This is a genomic window from Pectobacterium aroidearum, assembly GCF_041228105.1.
Classification (GTDB): domain Bacteria; phylum Pseudomonadota; class Gammaproteobacteria; order Enterobacterales; family Enterobacteriaceae; genus Pectobacterium; species Pectobacterium aroidearum.
Map to the genome: position 1 here is coordinate 3,357,924 of NZ_CP166097.1, position 16,795 is coordinate 3,374,718.

At 53.7% G+C, this 16,795-nt stretch carries 15 protein-coding genes; 10 read left to right on the forward strand and 5 right to left on the reverse strand.

Going from position 1 to position 16,795, the window contains the following annotated elements; translation table 11 throughout:
- The first annotated feature begins 96 nt into the window (after nt 1–96).
- Nucleotides 97–2,319: a TonB-dependent siderophore receptor gene (locus AB8809_RS15355; RefSeq protein WP_015839722.1), complete on the forward strand. Its 2,223-nt coding sequence runs from the start codon at nt 97–99 to the stop codon at nt 2,317–2,319.
- Nucleotides 2,320–2,473: 154 nt separating this feature from the next.
- Here AB8809_RS15355 and AB8809_RS15360 read toward each other — a convergent pair whose 3' ends face one another.
- On the reverse strand, nt 2,474–3,439 hold the full coding sequence (locus AB8809_RS15360; RefSeq protein ID WP_015839721.1) for a chemotaxis protein: 966 nt from the start codon (nt 3,437–3,439) through the stop codon (nt 2,474–2,476).
- 491 nt (nt 3,440–3,930) lie between these two features.
- Between AB8809_RS15360 and AB8809_RS15365 the strand changes: the two genes are divergently transcribed.
- Genes AB8809_RS15365 through AB8809_RS15385 form a run of 5 tightly spaced genes read left to right on the forward strand, consistent with a single transcriptional unit; the run spans nt 3,931 to nt 8,141 of the window.
- Nucleotides 3,931–4,593, forward strand: coding sequence for a DUF3313 domain-containing protein (locus tag AB8809_RS15365; protein ID WP_349854827.1), 663 nt, complete (start codon nt 3,931–3,933; stop codon nt 4,591–4,593).
- A 36-nt stretch (nt 4,594–4,629) separates the two neighbouring features.
- Nucleotides 4,630–5,265, forward strand: a complete 636-nt coding sequence (locus AB8809_RS15370; protein WP_196219345.1) for a paraquat-inducible protein A — start codon at nt 4,630–4,632, stop codon at nt 5,263–5,265.
- Entirely contained in the window at nt 5,255–5,878 is a 624-nt protein-coding gene (locus tag AB8809_RS15375) for a paraquat-inducible protein A (RefSeq protein ID WP_349854828.1), read from the forward strand. The genes AB8809_RS15370 and AB8809_RS15375 overlap by 11 nt, the downstream gene beginning before the upstream one ends.
- A complete protein-coding gene (locus tag AB8809_RS15380) occupies nt 5,875–7,518 on the forward strand; it encodes an MlaD family protein (RefSeq protein ID WP_349854829.1) in 1,644 nt (547 codons plus the stop codon). The genes AB8809_RS15375 and AB8809_RS15380 overlap by 4 nt, the downstream gene beginning before the upstream one ends.
- Complete coding sequence (locus tag AB8809_RS15385) at nt 7,515–8,141, forward strand: PqiC family protein (protein ID WP_349854830.1); 627 nt, start codon at nt 7,515–7,517, stop codon at nt 8,139–8,141. Before AB8809_RS15380 ends, AB8809_RS15385 begins: the two co-directional genes overlap by 4 nt.
- Here AB8809_RS15385 and AB8809_RS15390 read toward each other — a convergent pair.
- Nucleotides 8,119–8,733 (reverse strand): TetR/AcrR family transcriptional regulator, encoded by a 615-nt coding sequence (locus AB8809_RS15390; protein ID WP_349854831.1) that lies wholly within the window; start codon nt 8,731–8,733, stop codon nt 8,119–8,121. The genes AB8809_RS15385 and AB8809_RS15390 overlap by 23 nt on opposite strands.
- Nucleotides 8,734–9,229: 496 nt before the next feature.
- Here AB8809_RS15390 and AB8809_RS15395 point away from each other — a divergent pair, with 496 nt between their 5' ends.
- A complete protein-coding gene (locus tag AB8809_RS15395) occupies nt 9,230–9,967 on the forward strand; it encodes a LuxR family transcriptional regulator (RefSeq protein WP_015839714.1) in 738 nt (245 codons plus the stop codon).
- A 35-nt stretch (nt 9,968–10,002) separates the two neighbouring features.
- Here AB8809_RS15395 and AB8809_RS15400 read toward each other — a convergent pair whose 3' ends face one another.
- From AB8809_RS15400 to AB8809_RS15410, 3 genes are read right to left on the reverse strand one after another with little or no spacing between them, the layout of a single operon-like run.
- Nucleotides 10,003–11,823 carry an ABC transporter ATP-binding protein gene (locus tag AB8809_RS15400; protein ID WP_349855478.1) on the reverse strand — a complete coding sequence of 607 codons (1,821 nt, stop codon included), beginning with the start codon at nt 11,821–11,823 and terminating at the stop codon, nt 10,003–10,005.
- A complete protein-coding gene (locus AB8809_RS15405) occupies nt 11,823–13,649 on the reverse strand; it encodes an ABC transporter ATP-binding protein (protein ID WP_349854832.1) in 1,827 nt (608 codons plus the stop codon). The genes AB8809_RS15400 and AB8809_RS15405 overlap by 1 nt, the downstream gene beginning before the upstream one ends.
- Before the next feature lie 33 nt (nt 13,650–13,682).
- On the reverse strand, nt 13,683–13,898 hold the full coding sequence (locus tag AB8809_RS15410; protein WP_256542069.1) for a hypothetical protein: 216 nt from the start codon (nt 13,896–13,898) through the stop codon (nt 13,683–13,685).
- On the opposite strand from AB8809_RS15410, the gene AB8809_RS15415 reads away from it, so the two are divergent.
- The 3 genes from AB8809_RS15415 (at nt 13,898) to AB8809_RS15425 (ending at nt 16,646) form a co-directional block, all read left to right on the forward strand.
- The gene (locus tag AB8809_RS15415; RefSeq protein WP_349854834.1) at nt 13,898–14,866 is read left to right on the forward strand and encodes an AraC family transcriptional regulator; all 969 of its coding nucleotides are present in this window, start codon (nt 13,898–13,900) and stop codon (nt 14,864–14,866) included. The two genes, AB8809_RS15410 and AB8809_RS15415, sit on opposite strands and share 1 nt — an antisense overlap.
- A gap of 113 nt (nt 14,867–14,979) precedes the next feature.
- Complete coding sequence (locus tag AB8809_RS15420; protein ID WP_336712590.1) at nt 14,980–15,402, forward strand: hypothetical protein; 423 nt, start codon at nt 14,980–14,982, stop codon at nt 15,400–15,402.
- Nucleotides 15,399–16,646 carry an MFS transporter gene (locus tag AB8809_RS15425; protein ID WP_349854836.1) on the forward strand — a complete coding sequence of 416 codons (1,248 nt, stop codon included), beginning with the start codon at nt 15,399–15,401 and terminating at the stop codon, nt 16,644–16,646. The genes AB8809_RS15420 and AB8809_RS15425 overlap by 4 nt, the downstream gene beginning before the upstream one ends.
- Nucleotides 16,647–16,795 lie beyond the last annotated feature (149 nt).

Consider the following 16,795-nt stretch of genomic DNA (forward strand, 5'->3'; position numbering starts at 1 on the left):
CTGTACATATGTACTATTTTTTATCAAACTATCAAACACAAATAACTCTCGTTTGCATTCGTACATATGCGCGTTGTTAGGGATGAAAAATAAAAAATGCACAAACAGCAATTCCATACCATAAAACCACTGGCACTGATCGTTGCCGGACTACTCGGAGCACACTTAGGCACCGCACAGGCTGCCGATGAGGATGTGATGACCGTTAAGGCCACTGCCGAGCAGGAGTTAAAACAGCAGCCTGGGGTGTCGATCATCACGGCGGACGATATTAAAAAAGCGCCGCCCGTTAACGATCTCTCAGAAATCATTCGTAAGATGCCGGGCGTGAACCTCACAGGTAATAGCGCCACCGGCGCCAGAGGCAACAACCGCCAGATCGATCTGCGCGGCATGGGGCCGGAAAATACGCTGATTCTCATTGATGGCCGTCCGGTGACCTCACGTAACGCGATTCGCTACGCCTGGGACGGTGAACGGGATACCCGAGGCGATACGAACTGGGTGCCGGTAGAAGACGTGGAACGTATTGAAGTCATCCGTGGCCCGGCGGCGGCGCGCTACGGTTCTGGTGCAGCGGGCGGCGTGGTGAATATCATCACCAAACGTCCGTCCAACGTCTGGACTGGTTCACTCTCGCTGTACGGCAATCAGCCGGAAAACAGCAAAGAAGGCGCCACACGCCGTGCCAATATCAACCTAAGCGGCCCGCTGGCTGGTGATGCGCTCACCATGCGCCTGTACGGCAATATCAATAAAACCGATTCCGACAGTTGGGATATCAACCGAAACCAGAATGGTTCCGCCGCAGCCGGACGCGAAGGGGTGCGCAATAAAGACCTCAATACCCTGCTGTCCTGGAAACTCTCTCCGCAGCAGATTGTTGATATTGAAGCGGGCTATAGCCGTCAGGGTAATATCTATACTGGAGATACTCAGTTCAGCCTTGATCCCAGCTCACTAGGTAGCAACGTACCTGAATCATTGGCTCAGCGTGGAGCAGAAACCAACCGGCTTTATCGCCAGAATTATGCGATAACGCACAATGGAATTTGGGATTGGGGACAATCCAAGTTGGGTTTCTCTTATGATCAAACGAATAACACCCGTATGCAGGAAGGGTTCACTGGTCGAACAGAAGGAGCTATTGCTGCCGATGGGGATTATAAGACCAGCCGCCTGAAGAATTACCGTCTGAATGGCGAGTTGAATATTCCGTTAGATTTCTGGGTAGAACAAACCCTAACGCTAGGCGCAGAGTGGAATCGTGAACAGCTAAACGATCCTGCCTCAACAGGCTATCGCCCCACAGATCGCTCAGGGAACATAACCGATCCCACTATCGGTGGTATTTCCGCAGAACCTAGCCAGCGTAGCAGCAAAAACAGCGCTGAACTCAGTGCGCTCTACTTTGAAGATAACATCGAAGTCGTACCCGGCACCAAAGTGATTCCCGGTTTGCGCTTTGATTATCATGACAAATTTGGCGGCAATTACAGCCCCAGCCTGAACATCCAGCAGGAACTGGGCGAGATGTTCAGCGTGAAAGCCGGTATTGCTCGCGCCTTTAAAGCACCAAACCTTTACCAATCCTCTACCGGTTATTTGCTTTATTCACGCGGTAACGGCTGCCCGTTCGGCGTGGATTATAATAACGGCGGCGGCTGCTATCTGGCAGGTAATGACAACCTGAATCCCGAAATCAGCGTCAACAAAGAAATCGGTCTGGAATTCAAACATGCCGGCTGGCAGGCCGGTGTGACCTATTTCCGCAATGACTATAAAAACAAGATTGTTTCCGGCACGGATATTCTTGGGCTGACGCAGTCAAATGCGGCGATCTTGCGTTGGGAAAATGGCGGTAAAGCGCTAGTCGAGGGGCTGGAAGCCAACCTGCTGGTACCGGTGGTGGAAGACACACTGGACTGGAGCACCAACGCCACCTATATGATTGAATCAAAAAATAAAGACACCGGTAATCCGCTGTCGATCATCCCGAAATACACCGTCAACACAATGCTGGATTGGCAGGCTACGGATAAACTGTCCGCCAACGTCAGTTGGACGATGTACGGCAAACAAAAGCCACGTCAATACGCGACGAACTGGACAGAGTACAACAGCGGACTTTCCTCACGCGAAATCGGCAGCTACTCCGTTGCGGGTGTCGGCGTGAACTACCAGTTCAACAAGAACCTGCGCGTCAATGCCGGTATCAGTAACCTGTTTGATAAGCAGATTTATCGCGAGGCGAAAGGTGCGTCTACCTATAACGAACCGGGACGCGCTTACTATGCAGGGGTAACCACCTCATTCTGATCGTCATCCTTTTCTGACAGTGACGCCTTTCTGGTTCGGCGTGTTTAAGAGCCGGAAAGTACAATATTCACAGAATTAGCGGCTAAAAAAATCGGCCTCTGTCTTCTCCCGCAAAGGAGGAGGCAAAGGCCGAATGTTGTGGCTGCCGGAACGATTAACGACGTACTTTATTTAGCACCGTCTGAATCGCCGACGACAGTTCGTTGATCTCGAATTTCGCGACATAGGCATCTGCACCCACATTGCGTACGTGATCTTCGTTCGCGCTACCCGACAGTGAAGAGTGAATCACGACAGGAATATTCTTCAGGAATTCTTCACGCTTGATATTTCTGGTCAGCGTAAAGCCGTCCATTTCCGGCATTTCCAAATCGGTCAGGACGAGTGAAATCTTGTCCGAAATAGGTCGGCCTTCCGACTGCGCTTCTTGCGCAATCTGTCGAATCTTATTCCAGGCATCCTGTCCGGTGATGTGCATACTAAACGGAATGCCCATCTGGGTCAGTCCCTGCTCAAGCAACGAACGAGCAACTTTGGAATCTTCCGCCACAATCGCAATCGCCCCAGGCGTATAGGGATAAATTTTCTCTTCTGAATTCTTGAGCTTAGTTTCGCGCTCGCCAGGAATGATATCAAACAGAATCTGTTCAACATCCAGCACCAGCGCCAGACGATTACTGTCTTTGTCGTTATCAAGGCGCGCGATACTGGTGATATACGAGCTACTCACGCCCGCTTCAGCAGCCAGAACCTGGCTCCATTCCAGACGAACAATATCGTCTACCGATTCCACCGCGAATGCCTGCGTACTGCGAGCATACTCAGTGATAAGGAGAATGTTCAGGCCCGTATCCGGTGAACTGCCGACCACAGCAGGAAGATCGATAACGGGAATGATTTGCCCGCGAATGTTGACCATACCCAGCATCGGCGATTTCATGCCAGCCGCTTTGGTCAATGTAGGCATTGGCACAATTTCACGCAGTTTAAACACGTTGATGCCAAACAGCTCAGATTTGCCACCTTCAGGTGATTTGCCCAGCTGGAATAATAAGAGTTCGAATTTATTAGCAGAGGTGAGGTTTGTTCTCTCATCAATCTCTTTTTGAAAATTATCCATGCTTTCCTCAGTGCGAGTCATTATTTATAGGTATAGCGTAATCAGGCAACATTCGAGATGTGAGTAAACAGGAACTAACATCTGGCCGCTCCACTGTACGTGATAGTCGTGTTCTTCAATCTTATCCAGCGTTAAACGTAAAAAACTTGTTAATTGTGTCAACTTCATCGTCCAACGACGGAAATCATCGGACCAGTAGACGGATATCAGCCCTCTTCAGTGTAACAGCCGGCTAGCATCCTTTACGGTATAGATAACATTCCCTGAACCATTAATATCGGCAGAATTTGCCAACACCTTATCCCAAATCGTGACAGAAATGTTGCCTGAGAAGAAAACCTCGCGCCTCTCTTGACACAATAAGCAGAAAAAAATAAAACTATACCGTACGGTTTAGTTTTAAAAATACGTATGGCGACCATCATTGAACGCCGTGTCGCTAAGGCTGCGTGTTATCACGCTATTCGCGGTTCTCTTTACAGGATTCTCATATGTTCACATTATCCCGGGTTGCACGTCCTATCGTATTGGTTCTGGCTGTCGTACTCGCAGGCTGCGCGAGCAATCCCCCCGTCCGCTACAGCGGTATCGCATCGTCTACGCAATTGGCGCAAAACACCGGAAAGCACGCAGATCGCATTCCTTACCGTTACACCACGGCCGTCGACTGGAAGCAATACACCCACATCATCATCGATCCGGTCAGCATTTATCAGGGAAGCGACAGCCAATTTAACGACATGTCACAACAGGATAAGCAGTCGCTGGCCGCCTATATGCAGGATGCGTTCAGTAAAACCTTGCGATCCCGTTTCAATGAAGTGACATCGCCTGCGCCCGGTACACTGCGGCTCAAACTGACGCTAACGGGGGCCGATACGACGACGCCGGTTGCCGGTACATTTACCAAATTTGACCTAGCTGGCGGGCCGTACAACATTGTGCAATCCATTCGCGGTAAAGAGGGGCTGCTTAACGGCTCGGTAAGCTATGCCGTTGAAATTTATGATGCGACAACCAACAAATTGCTCAATGCCTACGTCGCGAAACAGTATCCGAACGCCATGAACGTCAGTGCCAGCATAGGGGCATTGAGCGCCGCGGAGGTGGGTATCGATAAAGCGGCTGAAGAACTGGCTGACATGCTGAAGTAAGCGAAAAACATAGAGATAACGGTGCGGAACAGCATGATGACCATTTACCCCCACTTAATTATCTGTCCGCACTGCGACAGCGTGCACCATTACCGGGCGTTAAACCCCGGTGAGGCGGCTCGCTGCACGCGCTGTCAGGCCACACTTTATCGTTCAGGTTGGCTGAATACCGGGCATCGGTTGGCGCTGATACAAACGGCAGCCATCCTGTTTTTTATCGCTAATAGCTATCCGGTGCTGACCGTCAGTTTTCATGCGTTACAGAATACAGCCACACTGTGGCAAGCCGCGCTCGCACTGGCCAACGGCGCCACCCTGCCGCTGGCGATAGGCTGTTTTTTCCTTCTGATTATTGCCCCTTTTCTGCAAATCGTGCTGACGGGCTGGGTGCTGATGTTCGCCAATCAGGGGCGCTGCGCCCCCGGTTTTATTTCTGTCATGAAGGTACTGCTGTGGCTTCGTCCCTGGAGCATGCTGGAAATTGCAACGTTGGGTTTTCTGATCGCCGCCATCAAACTCGCCGGTTTTATGCAGGTGATGCCAGGAGCGGGCTGTTGGACGCTGGCGGCGCTGATGCTGCTGCTCATCGTCGTCAACAGTGTCGACCTTCGCCCACTGTGGTCGCTGATGCCCACGGACGGTAACCGCGGCGTGCTCAGCCATGAAAAGTAATCCGTCCACCCCGCCGCTGCAACTGGTTGCCTGTCCGCTGTGCGGCCTCGTCTGCCAGCACGATGCCGACTCACACGCTGTGGCGCGTTGCCCACGCTGCCGGTCGCGGCTGACGCCGTCACACAAGAGCAGCAGCGTACACGCCTCTGCTCTGCTGGTTGCCGCCCTGATTTTCTATATCCCCGCCAACGTGTTACCCGTGATGTACACCCGTCTGTTCGGGCTAGGGAGCGAAAGTACCCTCTTAAGCGGCGTGATCGATTTCTGGCACAGCGGCGACTACGGCATCGCCCTGCTGATATTTATCGCCAGCATCGTCATTCCCTGTATGAAATTTCTGATTCTCGGCCTGCTGCTATTCATTTCACGCCAAAAAAGCCGTAAAGCGATGGCCGAGCGTGCGGCACTGTATCGGTTAATGGAATGGGTGGGTTACTGGTCCATGCTGGATGTCGTCGTCATTGCCGCCGTCTCTGCGCTCGTCAGATTTCCTCCCCTGAGTGAAGCGGAGCCCCGCAGCGGCATTCTTTTTTTTGGGCTGGTGGTGATACTGACCATGTTATCTGCCATGAGCTATGACCCGCGTCTTATCTGGAAAGGTGACAAAAAATGATCCACGACCAACCCAGCGATCCGGTGATAATCCGCCAACGCTGGCGAATCTCATTGATCTGGCTGGTACCGGCGCTCGCAATGCTAACGGGGCTCGCCATGTTGATTCACACCTGGTCGGGTACCGGGCCAGAAATCGTGGTTTCCTTCCAGAGCGCAACCGGTCTTGAGGCCGGCCGCACCATCGTCAAATATAAAGACGTGGCGGTAGGCACCGTAAAAGACATCTCGCTGAGTCAGGACAGCAATCAGGTTCTCGTCACAGTGCAGCTCAATAAAAATGCGGAAAATCTGGCACATGCCGATAGCCGCTTTTGGGTGGTACGCCCACGTGTCGGCATCAACGGCGTCACGGGTATAGATACCCTGCTTTCCGGTGCTTACATCGGGGCAGATAAAGGCGAATCGGCTCAGAGAGAGACCCGTTTCGTCGGTTTAGAGTCACCGCCTGCGGTAATTAATGGCATGCCGGGCAGCCGTTTTGTCATTCAGGCGGACGATCTCGGGTCGCTGGATAGCGGTTCGCCAGTTTACTACCGCCGCATCCCTGTCGGCCGCATCGCGTCCTATCAGTTGAACCGCGATGGTCGCAGCGTCCAGCTTCAGGTTTTTATCGATGCGCCCTACGACCGCTTTGTTACGCCGAATACCCGTTTCTGGAATGCCAGCGGAGTGGATCTCTCGGTTGACACCAACGGTTTTCGCCTCAAAACGCAAACCCTCGCTGCCGTTATGGCTGGCGGCATCGCATTTTCCACTCCCGATCTGGACAGCACGATTGCCAGACCGGAACCGCTGACGACCTACAAACTGGCGAGCGATCGGGAATCGGCCCTATTGCCGCCTGATGGTCCGCCCATCCTCTTCAAACTCCGCTTTGATCGTTCACTACACGGCCTGGAGATCGGTGCACCCGTTGAATTCTCCAGTGTCAAAATCGGCCACGTGACCACCATTGAGCTGGATTACAGCAAAACGGGCTACCGTTTTCCGACGGTCGTCAGCATTGAGGTGTTCCCTAACCGTCTCGGCAACGTACTGGATAAGCTGCCTAAGTCGACGACATCGCTTGAACAGCAAACCGCAGAGTTTACGCGCGATCTGGTTGAACACGGCCTGCGTGCACAGGTTGCACCAAGTAATTTGCTGACCGGACAGCTCTATATCTCACTCGATTTTGTGCCCGATGCCGCGAAAGTGCCTTTTGATATCAACGCCCACCCGTTGGTTTTACCCACCGTCAATGGCGGATTTGATCGGTTACAAACGCAGATGGCAAGCATCATCGGCAAGATCGATAACCTGCCGCTGGATGCCATCGGTCGCAACATGAACACCACGCTGGTCGAAGCCAATAAAGCGCTGCGACAGGTCAACGGACAGACATTGCCGGAAGCCAATCGATTGATGAAAAGCATGCAGCTGGCCGCACGCCGTGCACAGGATGTACTGGAAGACGATTCACCGATGCAGTTGGGCATCACACAGTCATTACAGGAAATGCAGCGCACGCTACGTGCCCTGCGCAGCCTGGCAGAACAGATTGACCGTCACCCGGAATCGCTGCTGCGAGGGCGACCAGACGATGCATCGCCGACAGTTAATCCTGCTCCTCTTTCCCGAGAAGGATCTTCAAAATGAAGCACGCTGCATTATTCTTATCGCTGGCCGTTATTGCGTCGCTGAGCGCCTGCTCGTCGTCTCCGGTGCGTTATCACACGCTGCTGGCACCAGCATCACCTGCTGCAACCACGGCGTACTCAGTTCCCTTTTTCATCGATGTGCTGCCCGTTGGCGTGCCAGCGCAGCTTGATACGTCGCAGCTTGTGATTCGACAAGGTGACAGCGGCGCTGTCGTACTGGATAACGAACGCTGGCTCAGCCCTCTGGGCGAGGAAATCCGTACCGCGCTTTCCGCCAATCTGGTGCAGCGTCTCAACACGCAGGATGTTTCAGGACTGATGCGTCCGACAGGTATACCGGTGGTCAGAATCCACCTTCAGGTTCGGCGGTTTGATAGCTGGCCCGGTCAATCTGTGGCGCTTGACGCCGACTGGAGCCTAAGCACCGTCGGGAAAGGCGATGCGCGTGAACGACTGCTCTGTCGTAGCCAGTTTACCGAACGGGCAGTTGGCGGTGATAGTGCGATGCTGCACGCTCAACAGCAGAGCATCACTCGGCTAGCAGAGCACATCGCGACGACGGCAGCCCGCTGGATGCCGGATCGCCAAGGAACCTGCCTTACACCGCCGCTCCAGCCATAAACATACTGACCGCATTTCCTACGATCTCACGAATACGTTCGAGGCTCATGGGCTGTAAATGGCGGTGGAAGATGCGGTCATCAATTTCTGCTGTCAGCAGCGCCAAAAATTGCAGCGCCCGCACGCGCGGATCCCCTGCTTTCAGCGCCTGCCGCGCTATCGCCGCCGCCATCAGCTCAGACAGTTTATCGACATTCTCTTTCGGGCCAGATTCATAAAACAGCGCACCAATATCGGAATGTCCAGCTTCCGCCACCACCATGCGATAAATCGCCATGGCGCTGCTATCGTTGGTCAGCACATACAGAATGCGTTCGCCAAAACGCGTTAGCTGTACCTCCAACGTTTCGGATACCTGCATGTCTGTCACCAGCTCGGCGGTTGCCTCAGACAGATGCATCGTCGCATGTTCACGAACAACCGCCGTAAACAGCGCTTCTTTGGTTGAGAAATACCCATACAGCGTCGCTTTGGAACCGCCGACCCGCTTCGCAAGCTCATTCATGGTGGCCCGTTCATAGCCCATTTCCTGAAAAAGCTGCGCCGCCGTTTTAACGATAGCTTCTCGACGCGCCTTAGTTCGGACTTTCATCACCACTCCTGCCAACCGAGGCTGACGAGCAAAATAGGATTCGATATAGCAATATTATCAAAACATTAGCCTCATCGCCGCCTCTTTACACAAAACGGTACCACAGCCAGTAGGAACGGGAGAAAAGACCAGAAAAGCATGATGATGAACAGCGAAAGACGACGAGGGTTGATAAGCGAAAACGGATTATTTACTATCCAGCTCCGAATGGCGGGATACCCGTTTTTAGGGCGTGTGGTTTGATGCCACACGCCCTAAATTCAGTAGACAGAACAGAGACAAAATTATGGGTAATTCCCTGGGTTGGCAAATCAATTTGTAACAATTTTTTTTAAAATTTACTTTCTTAAATTTTTTATAAATTGCCCTGTTCATGAAAAAATTATAAGTGATATCATGGAGTAACAGTAGTTAGACTTAGGTATAGGTCAGCACTATACTTTTATGACGTCATCTATATCATGGGTACATTCTTGCTTTTTATTGAGGCCGTTACATGTCTGTATTTTGCTCTGATAATGAAATTATCAATAACACGATAAAAAGCTATCTCGGCCGAAAGTTAAAGCAGTATGGCGACCTGAAATATGCTTACATGATCATGAACAAGAAAAACCCGTCTCAGGTTGTGATCATCTCAAATTACCCGCAAGAATGGGTGAATACCTATAAAGAAAATAACTATCAGCATATCGACCCGGTTATTTTGACGGCGATAAATAAAGTCTCGCCTTTCTCCTGGGAAGACAACATCGTTATTAACTCTAAGCTGAAGTTCTCCAAGATTTTTAATCTGTCAAAAGAGTACGATATTGTTAATGGCTACACCTTTGTGTTGCATGACAACAATAATAATCTGGCAGCCCTATCGATTATGTTTGAAGAGCACTCACCAACGGATATTGAAAGTATTGTCGAGGAAAATAAAGACAAACTGCAAATGCTGCTCATCACCGTTCATGAGAAAATCACCACGCTTTACAAAGAGATGACGCAAAGCACCCAGAGCAGAAAACAAGGCGACAAAGAGATTTTCTCCCAGCGTGAAAACGAAATTCTGTACTGGGCCAGCATGGGGAAAACCTACCCGGAAATTGCGCTGATTCTGGATATCAAAATCAGCACCGTGAAATTCCATATTGGCAATGTGGTAAAAAAACTGGGTGTTCTCAATGCCAAGCATGCCATCAGGCTGGGCGTAGAATTACAGCTCATCAAACCTGAACCCTCATGAATCTCATCAAGTCTATTCCACCCTCCACATGCCCCTTAAACCTGAGCATTATGGGATAGACGTTTACTCTTCTGCTGTGTATTCCACAACGCGCGATAACGCCCTTCAGCAAGCCGTAATTCGCGGTGTGTACCCTGCTGGGAAATAACGCCCTTCTCCACAACCAGAATGCGATGTGCCCCCACGATCGTCGATAGCCGATGTGCGATAACAATGACCGTTTTGTCCTGTACCAGCCTGTCAATCGCCCGCTGTACGGCTAGCTCGCTTTCGGTATCTAACGCCGCTGTCGGTTCATCCAAAATCACAATTGGCGCCTCCTTCAATAAGGCCCGCGCGATTGAAATACGCTGCTGTTCACCGCCGGATAATCGGCCGCCAATGTCGCCCAACCGCGTTTGCCATCCCTGCGGCAGCCGTTGAATAAATTCCAGACACTGGGCGGCCTCCGCAGCCCGTTCAACCTCTGCGTCGCTGGCCTCCGGGCGTGCCATCCGAATATTTGCCAACACCGAATCATCAAATAGATAGACGTCCTGAAATACCACGGAAATCAGCCGATTTAATTCACGCGTTGGAATGTGGCGGATATCGACGCCGCCGATACAAACGCGCCCGCGTTGCGGATCCGCATGACGCATTAACAGTCGTGTTATCGTCGTTTTCCCCGAACCCGACGGCCCGACCAGCGCCGTCATTCCCTTCTCCGGTAGCATGATGTTTACCTCATCGAGTACCGGTTCAGTCTCATCCACGTAGTGAAAACTCACCTGTTCGAACGTAATCGCATATGTTGTCGGCACCGCGACGGGCTGATGCAGTGGCAGCGGTTCAATGGCCAGCAGATCGTCAATCCGACGCAACGCCGTCTCAATCAACTCCAGCACGGCCGTATAGCTGACAAACGTCGCCAGCGGTTCAGAGAAGCGCACGACAATGACCATCATCGCGGCGACGATGGCCGTATCCCACGCCCCCACCACAACGCCGCTAATCCCCAGAATCAGCACACCCTGAAGGCCCAACTCCACGACGCTGGCGACCACCGCACCGGGTTTGGCACCGCGACGGTGAGATGACGTCTGTATCTGCTGTAGATGCTGAAAACGCTGACGCAGCGCCGATGTGCGCTCAGCCTGCTGACAGCTGGTTCTCAGGACGGCAAGCCCCTGCACATATTCCACAATATCGGCGCTGGTTTGCTGGTTAGCCTCCGCCAGCGCCTGCATCGTGTGCGCAAATGCGGGCCGCCTCCAGCGATAAAGCAGCGCGATGACGGGAAAAAGCAGCAACAGGCTGACGCCTAGCCGCCACTCGACCACCAGCATGATAAGCGCAATCACGACAGGCGTCACAATAGCCAGCAGCAGTTGGTTTACTATCGCCAGCATATAGTTCAGGTTCTCATCCACACTGCCTAGCAGCAGCGCGTTGATATCCCCCGCCCGTGCGGACTGAAGCGTGGTCAGCGGCATACTCCGCAACTGCTCTCCCAGACGCATACGCAGTTCATGGGTCGCCGCCGCAAGCTGCCCGCGATATTCAAACCCTTGACCATACCAACGCAGTACCAGCGTCAACAGGCTCAGAAATGTCATGATCGTCAGCCATATAGCTATCTCGCGAGCCGCCGCCGCGTGCATGAACGCAGACAGCAGCGGAAACAGGCACGCCAGCGCTAACCCTTGCGCAACAGCCGCCGCCAGCAAGCTCAGGCAACACCGACGGAAGTGGAGAACCTGCGAACCCGTGACGCGTTCCAGTTGACGATACGTGTGCCACCACGCGGATAGCCGCGCCGTTATGGCGGCATTATTTATGGTGATATTGTTTATTGAGGCACGCTTTTCATTCATCACGCCCGCTCTCCTGACTGCCCATTAACTGATGATGCGCCGCCTAACGCCCAATTCTGCGCCTGCTCATAATGCCGCCACAGTTCGCTATAGCGGCCTTGTGCAACCAACAGCGCATCATGGCGACCCGACTCGCTCAGCCGCCCGCGATCGAAAACCACAATCTGATCGGCATCACGAATCGTCGACAGCCGATGCGCCACCATGATGACCGTTTTACCTCGCATAAGTACGCCGAGCGCCGCCAGCAGTGCTGCCTCGTTTTCCGGGTCGGCAAACGCCGTGGGTTCGTCCAGCACCAGAATCGGCCGGTTATGCAGTAGCGCCCGCGCAATGGCGATGCGCTGACGCTGACCGCCGGAAAGGAACTGGCCGCGCTCACCGGCTGGCGTGTCGTAGCCCTGCGGCAGCGCCATGATAAAATCGTGCGCCTGCGCTGCCGTTGCGGCGGCAATCACCTCGTCCATGCTTTTCTCCGGCACACCCAGCCGAATGTTATTGGCGATAGTGTCCGCAAACAGGAAAGACTCCTGAAAAACAAACGACACCTGCTGCATGAGCGTGGCGGTTTTCATCTGTCGGATATCAACACCACCAATCAAAATGCGCCCGGCGGTTACGTCCCAAAACCGAGGAATAAGCCGCGCCACGGTGGTTTTCCCCGCGCCAGATGCGCCTACCAGCGCCGTGACCGATCCTGCTGGCACCTGAAAACTGACATCCTCCAGCACCCAGTCGCTCACGTGCCGGTCGTAGCGAAAACTCACCTGCTCAAAGCTCACACTGGCATCAGCGGGTAAGGCATCATTTTCCGCTTCCGGCAGCGGCGACAATGCCAGCACGTCCTGAATCCGGCTGATGCTCAATCGGGTTTTCGCCACCATGTGATTCAGTGCCATCATCGGCATAATGGCCTCTGCCATGCCATTGCCGAGCAGCAGCACCTCTACCCACAGGCTGAAATCAAGATCGCCGGAGTGATAGAAACCGTACGCCACCCAGCACAGCACCAGCAGCGTTGGAAGCGGATTAAGTATCGCGAAGGAGAAACGCGCCGAGAAACCCGCCTGCTGATACCAGCGCGTGAGCACGTCCAGATAATGTTCCAGCGCCTGCTGGTAGCGTCCAAACGTTGACGCGCCGGTATCGAAGGTACGCACTACCGGCATCGCCTGTACAAATTCAATCACTGCCGTACTAACCGCTTCTCGCGCCAGGTTATAGCGTTGGTTCATCTCACCGGCATCGCGCATCGCCAGCGTCAGCACGGCAGCGCCGACGAGCAGCACCAGCAAGGCCGCCAGTGCTAAGCGCCAGTCCAGCCAGAACAACAATGCCCCCGTACACAGCGGCGCCACAAAAGCACGCGCATAGAGCGGCGTGCTGTCCGCCACAAACAGGTGGAGCGCTTTGACATCGTCCTGCACGATCTTCGCCAGCGAGCCAGTACCCAAACGCCGCACCTCGCCCAGTGGGATCCGCGTCAGCTGTTCTGCCAGCGCGATGCGAATCTGGTTTTCCAGCCGGAATGCGGCATAGTGAGACTGGTCAAAAGCCAGCAAACGCAGTAGATAGCTGGCGCTCAAACACAGCACCGCCCCGACCATCGTCAACAACGGCCATGACGCGGGTTGTAAAATGAGCAGTCGGATACCCCATGCCAGAAAAAGCAGAAATGCGGTGCCAGCCAGAACCGACAGCCCTGACAGGCACATCGCCAAACGAATCTGCCCTCTTACAGGGTGCATAATGTGCCAGGCGCGGCTCTGTGGCGTAGAAGGCGGCGTGGCAGCGGATGAACCGCCCTCAACAGCGGAATGTGGCATAATTTTTCTCTTTTCTCCTTCCCGCACAGTCGCTTACTCGTAACGTAAGCAAATCAACTCGACGGCGGCAATAAAGTCAGGAATAATAACTATTCTCAATTGCGTATCTACCCGATTCGAGCCGATTTCTACCCGAATCGGTACGGAGTTACCGCCATCAGCCGCGTTGCCATGATCGCCCAATGATCGGATCGCCAAATGGCCGGATCGTCCGATGACCGCAACCAGCATCTCCAGGAGTCTGCCCATTGAACGCCTCCCCACTGAAAGCCACCAGCGAACCTGAAGTCACTATTTCAAATTTGATTGCTGAACTGCACGTTGTGCGGCCGGACACCGGTGCGGACTGTAGCCTGCTGCGCGCCACGCTTCAGGAAGGGCTGGATATTCTGGTGTGGCGTGGACAGTTCCGACAGCCCACCACCATGCATTTGCATGACGACTGGGGACGCATCAATTTTTCCTGTTCATTGCAGGGAGACTCGCAATTTGCACTGAAAGGCGATCGGGGGCGTGAACACCTGCTGAAGCAAGGCTCGGGCTGCATTAGCTACACCCCAGACTGTCAGGGTACATCGTCTTACGCCGGGCAGTTTGAAAGTGTCACCGTATCGCTAAGCCCCGAGCTACTGGCTAACTGGGTGCCGGATCTCGCCGGTAACCTGCAACAGCAGTTGGATTCCGGCAGGCTCTGCACCCACTGTGACTGCAACGCCGAAATGCGGGCAACGGCTCAGGTATTAAGCCATGCGCTGTCTGGGTTAACGCATCCGCAGCAGGCCGGTGAAAGCCGCCATGCACCGCTGTGGCTGCTGGGACAAAGCATGATTATGGTGAGTCTCGCCGTCGCCGGACATGCCGACACCGCCCTCCAGCAGGACACGCTGAGTCTGGCCGATCGCCACAAGCTGCTGCGCGCCAAAGATCTGCTGTTAGCGGATTTGTCACAGGCACCCACTATCGCCATGCTGTCCAGAGAAACCGGGTTAAGCGTTCTCAAGCTGAAACGCGGGTTCCGCCTGCTCTTCAATAACAGCATCTATGGGTTATTCCAGGCCGAACGTATGCATGAAGCGCGGCGTCGCCTGTTTGCCACGGGCGCCCCCGTTATGGTGGTTGCCACCGATCTGGGCTATGCCAACGCCAGTCACTTTAGCGCCGCTTTCCAAAAACAGTTTGGCGTCACACCTTCCGCTTTCAAGCGCCTGAACATTTAGTGGAAAACCAGCGCTACCGTTCATCCCGATACGGGTACAAATAGACTGGATTCGGGTGGCGCCAAAAAAGCGAATGATTATCATTTTCTCCATGATAAGCCGGAGAAACCGTCATGCCCGATTCCATTGCAACGCCACACCCTTTCCTTGATACACACACCTGGCCGATAGTTTTCTTACACATGCCGGAGCAGGTGCCTGACGAGGAATCCGCTAACTATATGGCGCAGATCAATCAGCTGTATGCCAGAAAAGAACGTTTTGTACTCTGTATGACCGGCGCCGACCTCCCCCATCGCTCACCCGTTTTTATGAATGCTTACCTCCAGTGGACGCGCGATAACGTGAGCCAGCAACAGCAATACTGCGCAGGTGCCATTCGTATCGAAAGCGACGACGTTCAAAGGCAAAAATACGTGGAATGGGCGGAGAACTGGGCGCAGTCCGGGCAGGCACCTTACGCCTATTATGTTGTAGCCACCTCACTGGAAGCACAGGCGCTGGCGCTAACGCTGCTGGATCGCGACAAACCATGACAGACAGGCCGATAACACGCTATCTGCCCTATTGGTGTTTCTATCTTCATCAGGGCATGATCACCGCACTCATTATGCAAGGCGTGGCGGGCTATTTTCGCCACGCGGGGTTGGATCTTGCGCAGTTAAGCTGGCTGTCGCTGACCTTTCTCCCGTGGATTGCCAAATGCCTCTGGGCACCGTGGGGCGAGCGTCACGCACTTCCTCTGCGTGGTAATCCCTATTTAGGCAGTCTGGTACTACTCCAGATCGCAATGGCGATAATGCTGGTCGGGATTGGCATGATTTCACCAGAGCAGTCTGTTCTGGCTATTGTCATCGCGCTGATGCTGTTAGCGCTGCTCTCCGCCAGCCACGATATCTATGCCGACGGCATCACGATTTGTACCACCAGCGCCACCAGTCGCGCGCTGGCGAATACCGCACAGGTCGGCGGCAGCTATCTGGGGATTCTGTTCGGCTCTTATGCATTCCTGAGTATTGCAGAACAGGCGGGATGGCGAGGTGGCTTCTTCGCACTGGCGGGTTTATCGCTGCTGATGCTCATCCTGCCGTTGCGCTATACCCGGCAACCTCAAATTCAGCATCATCAGATTCAGCAAACCGCACGCCCAACGCTCAACCGTCTGACGTTTAAAGCGCTCTGGCCGGTATTAGCCTTCACGGCCATTTTCTATCTGGCAATGCGCGGCATGATGGCACTACAGACCGTCATGCTGATCGACCAAAAGCTTAGCCTGAGCCAATTGGGTATGATCATGACCGTGTACAGCACCGTCGTCAGCGGCGTAGGGATTGTGCTCGCCAACGTCCTGATTCGTCGCATGGGCACACTGCGTTGCCTGCTGCCCGTGATGGTCACGCACGCGCTACTCGCCGTCGCGCTGGCCGTCGGCTATCCGCTGTTTACGCTGAATCTCTGGATCGCGCTCTTTGGCGTGGTCAATCTGGCCGCTGCAATTGGGTTTGTCACGTTATACAACGTCCTGATGGGACTGGTCAGACCCCATCAACCTGCGTCCGACTATGCGCTGTTTCAGTCCACCGATGCCGCCGTCGCCATGATCGTATCGATCGCCGCACTCCAGTTAGCACATTACACAAACTATCAGACCACGCTGGGCGTACTGGCCTGCTTCGCCATCGCCAGCCTGTGGCCTGCCAAACGGCTATCTCTACGGCTTTCTCGCGTGTTTTCTGACGGCGTTACACCCGCTACCGTCAGCCAGCGAGGACAGGATTGACCACAGAGAAAACGGGCAGGACGGCTGCTGTATTCGGGTTGAAATAGACCCGATACGGGTAGCCCAAAAAATGCAAACGATTATCATTTAACTTTCATCATTCTCTGTCTTACGCGCTTTTCGTACCGCAATAAAGCGTGACGTGATGA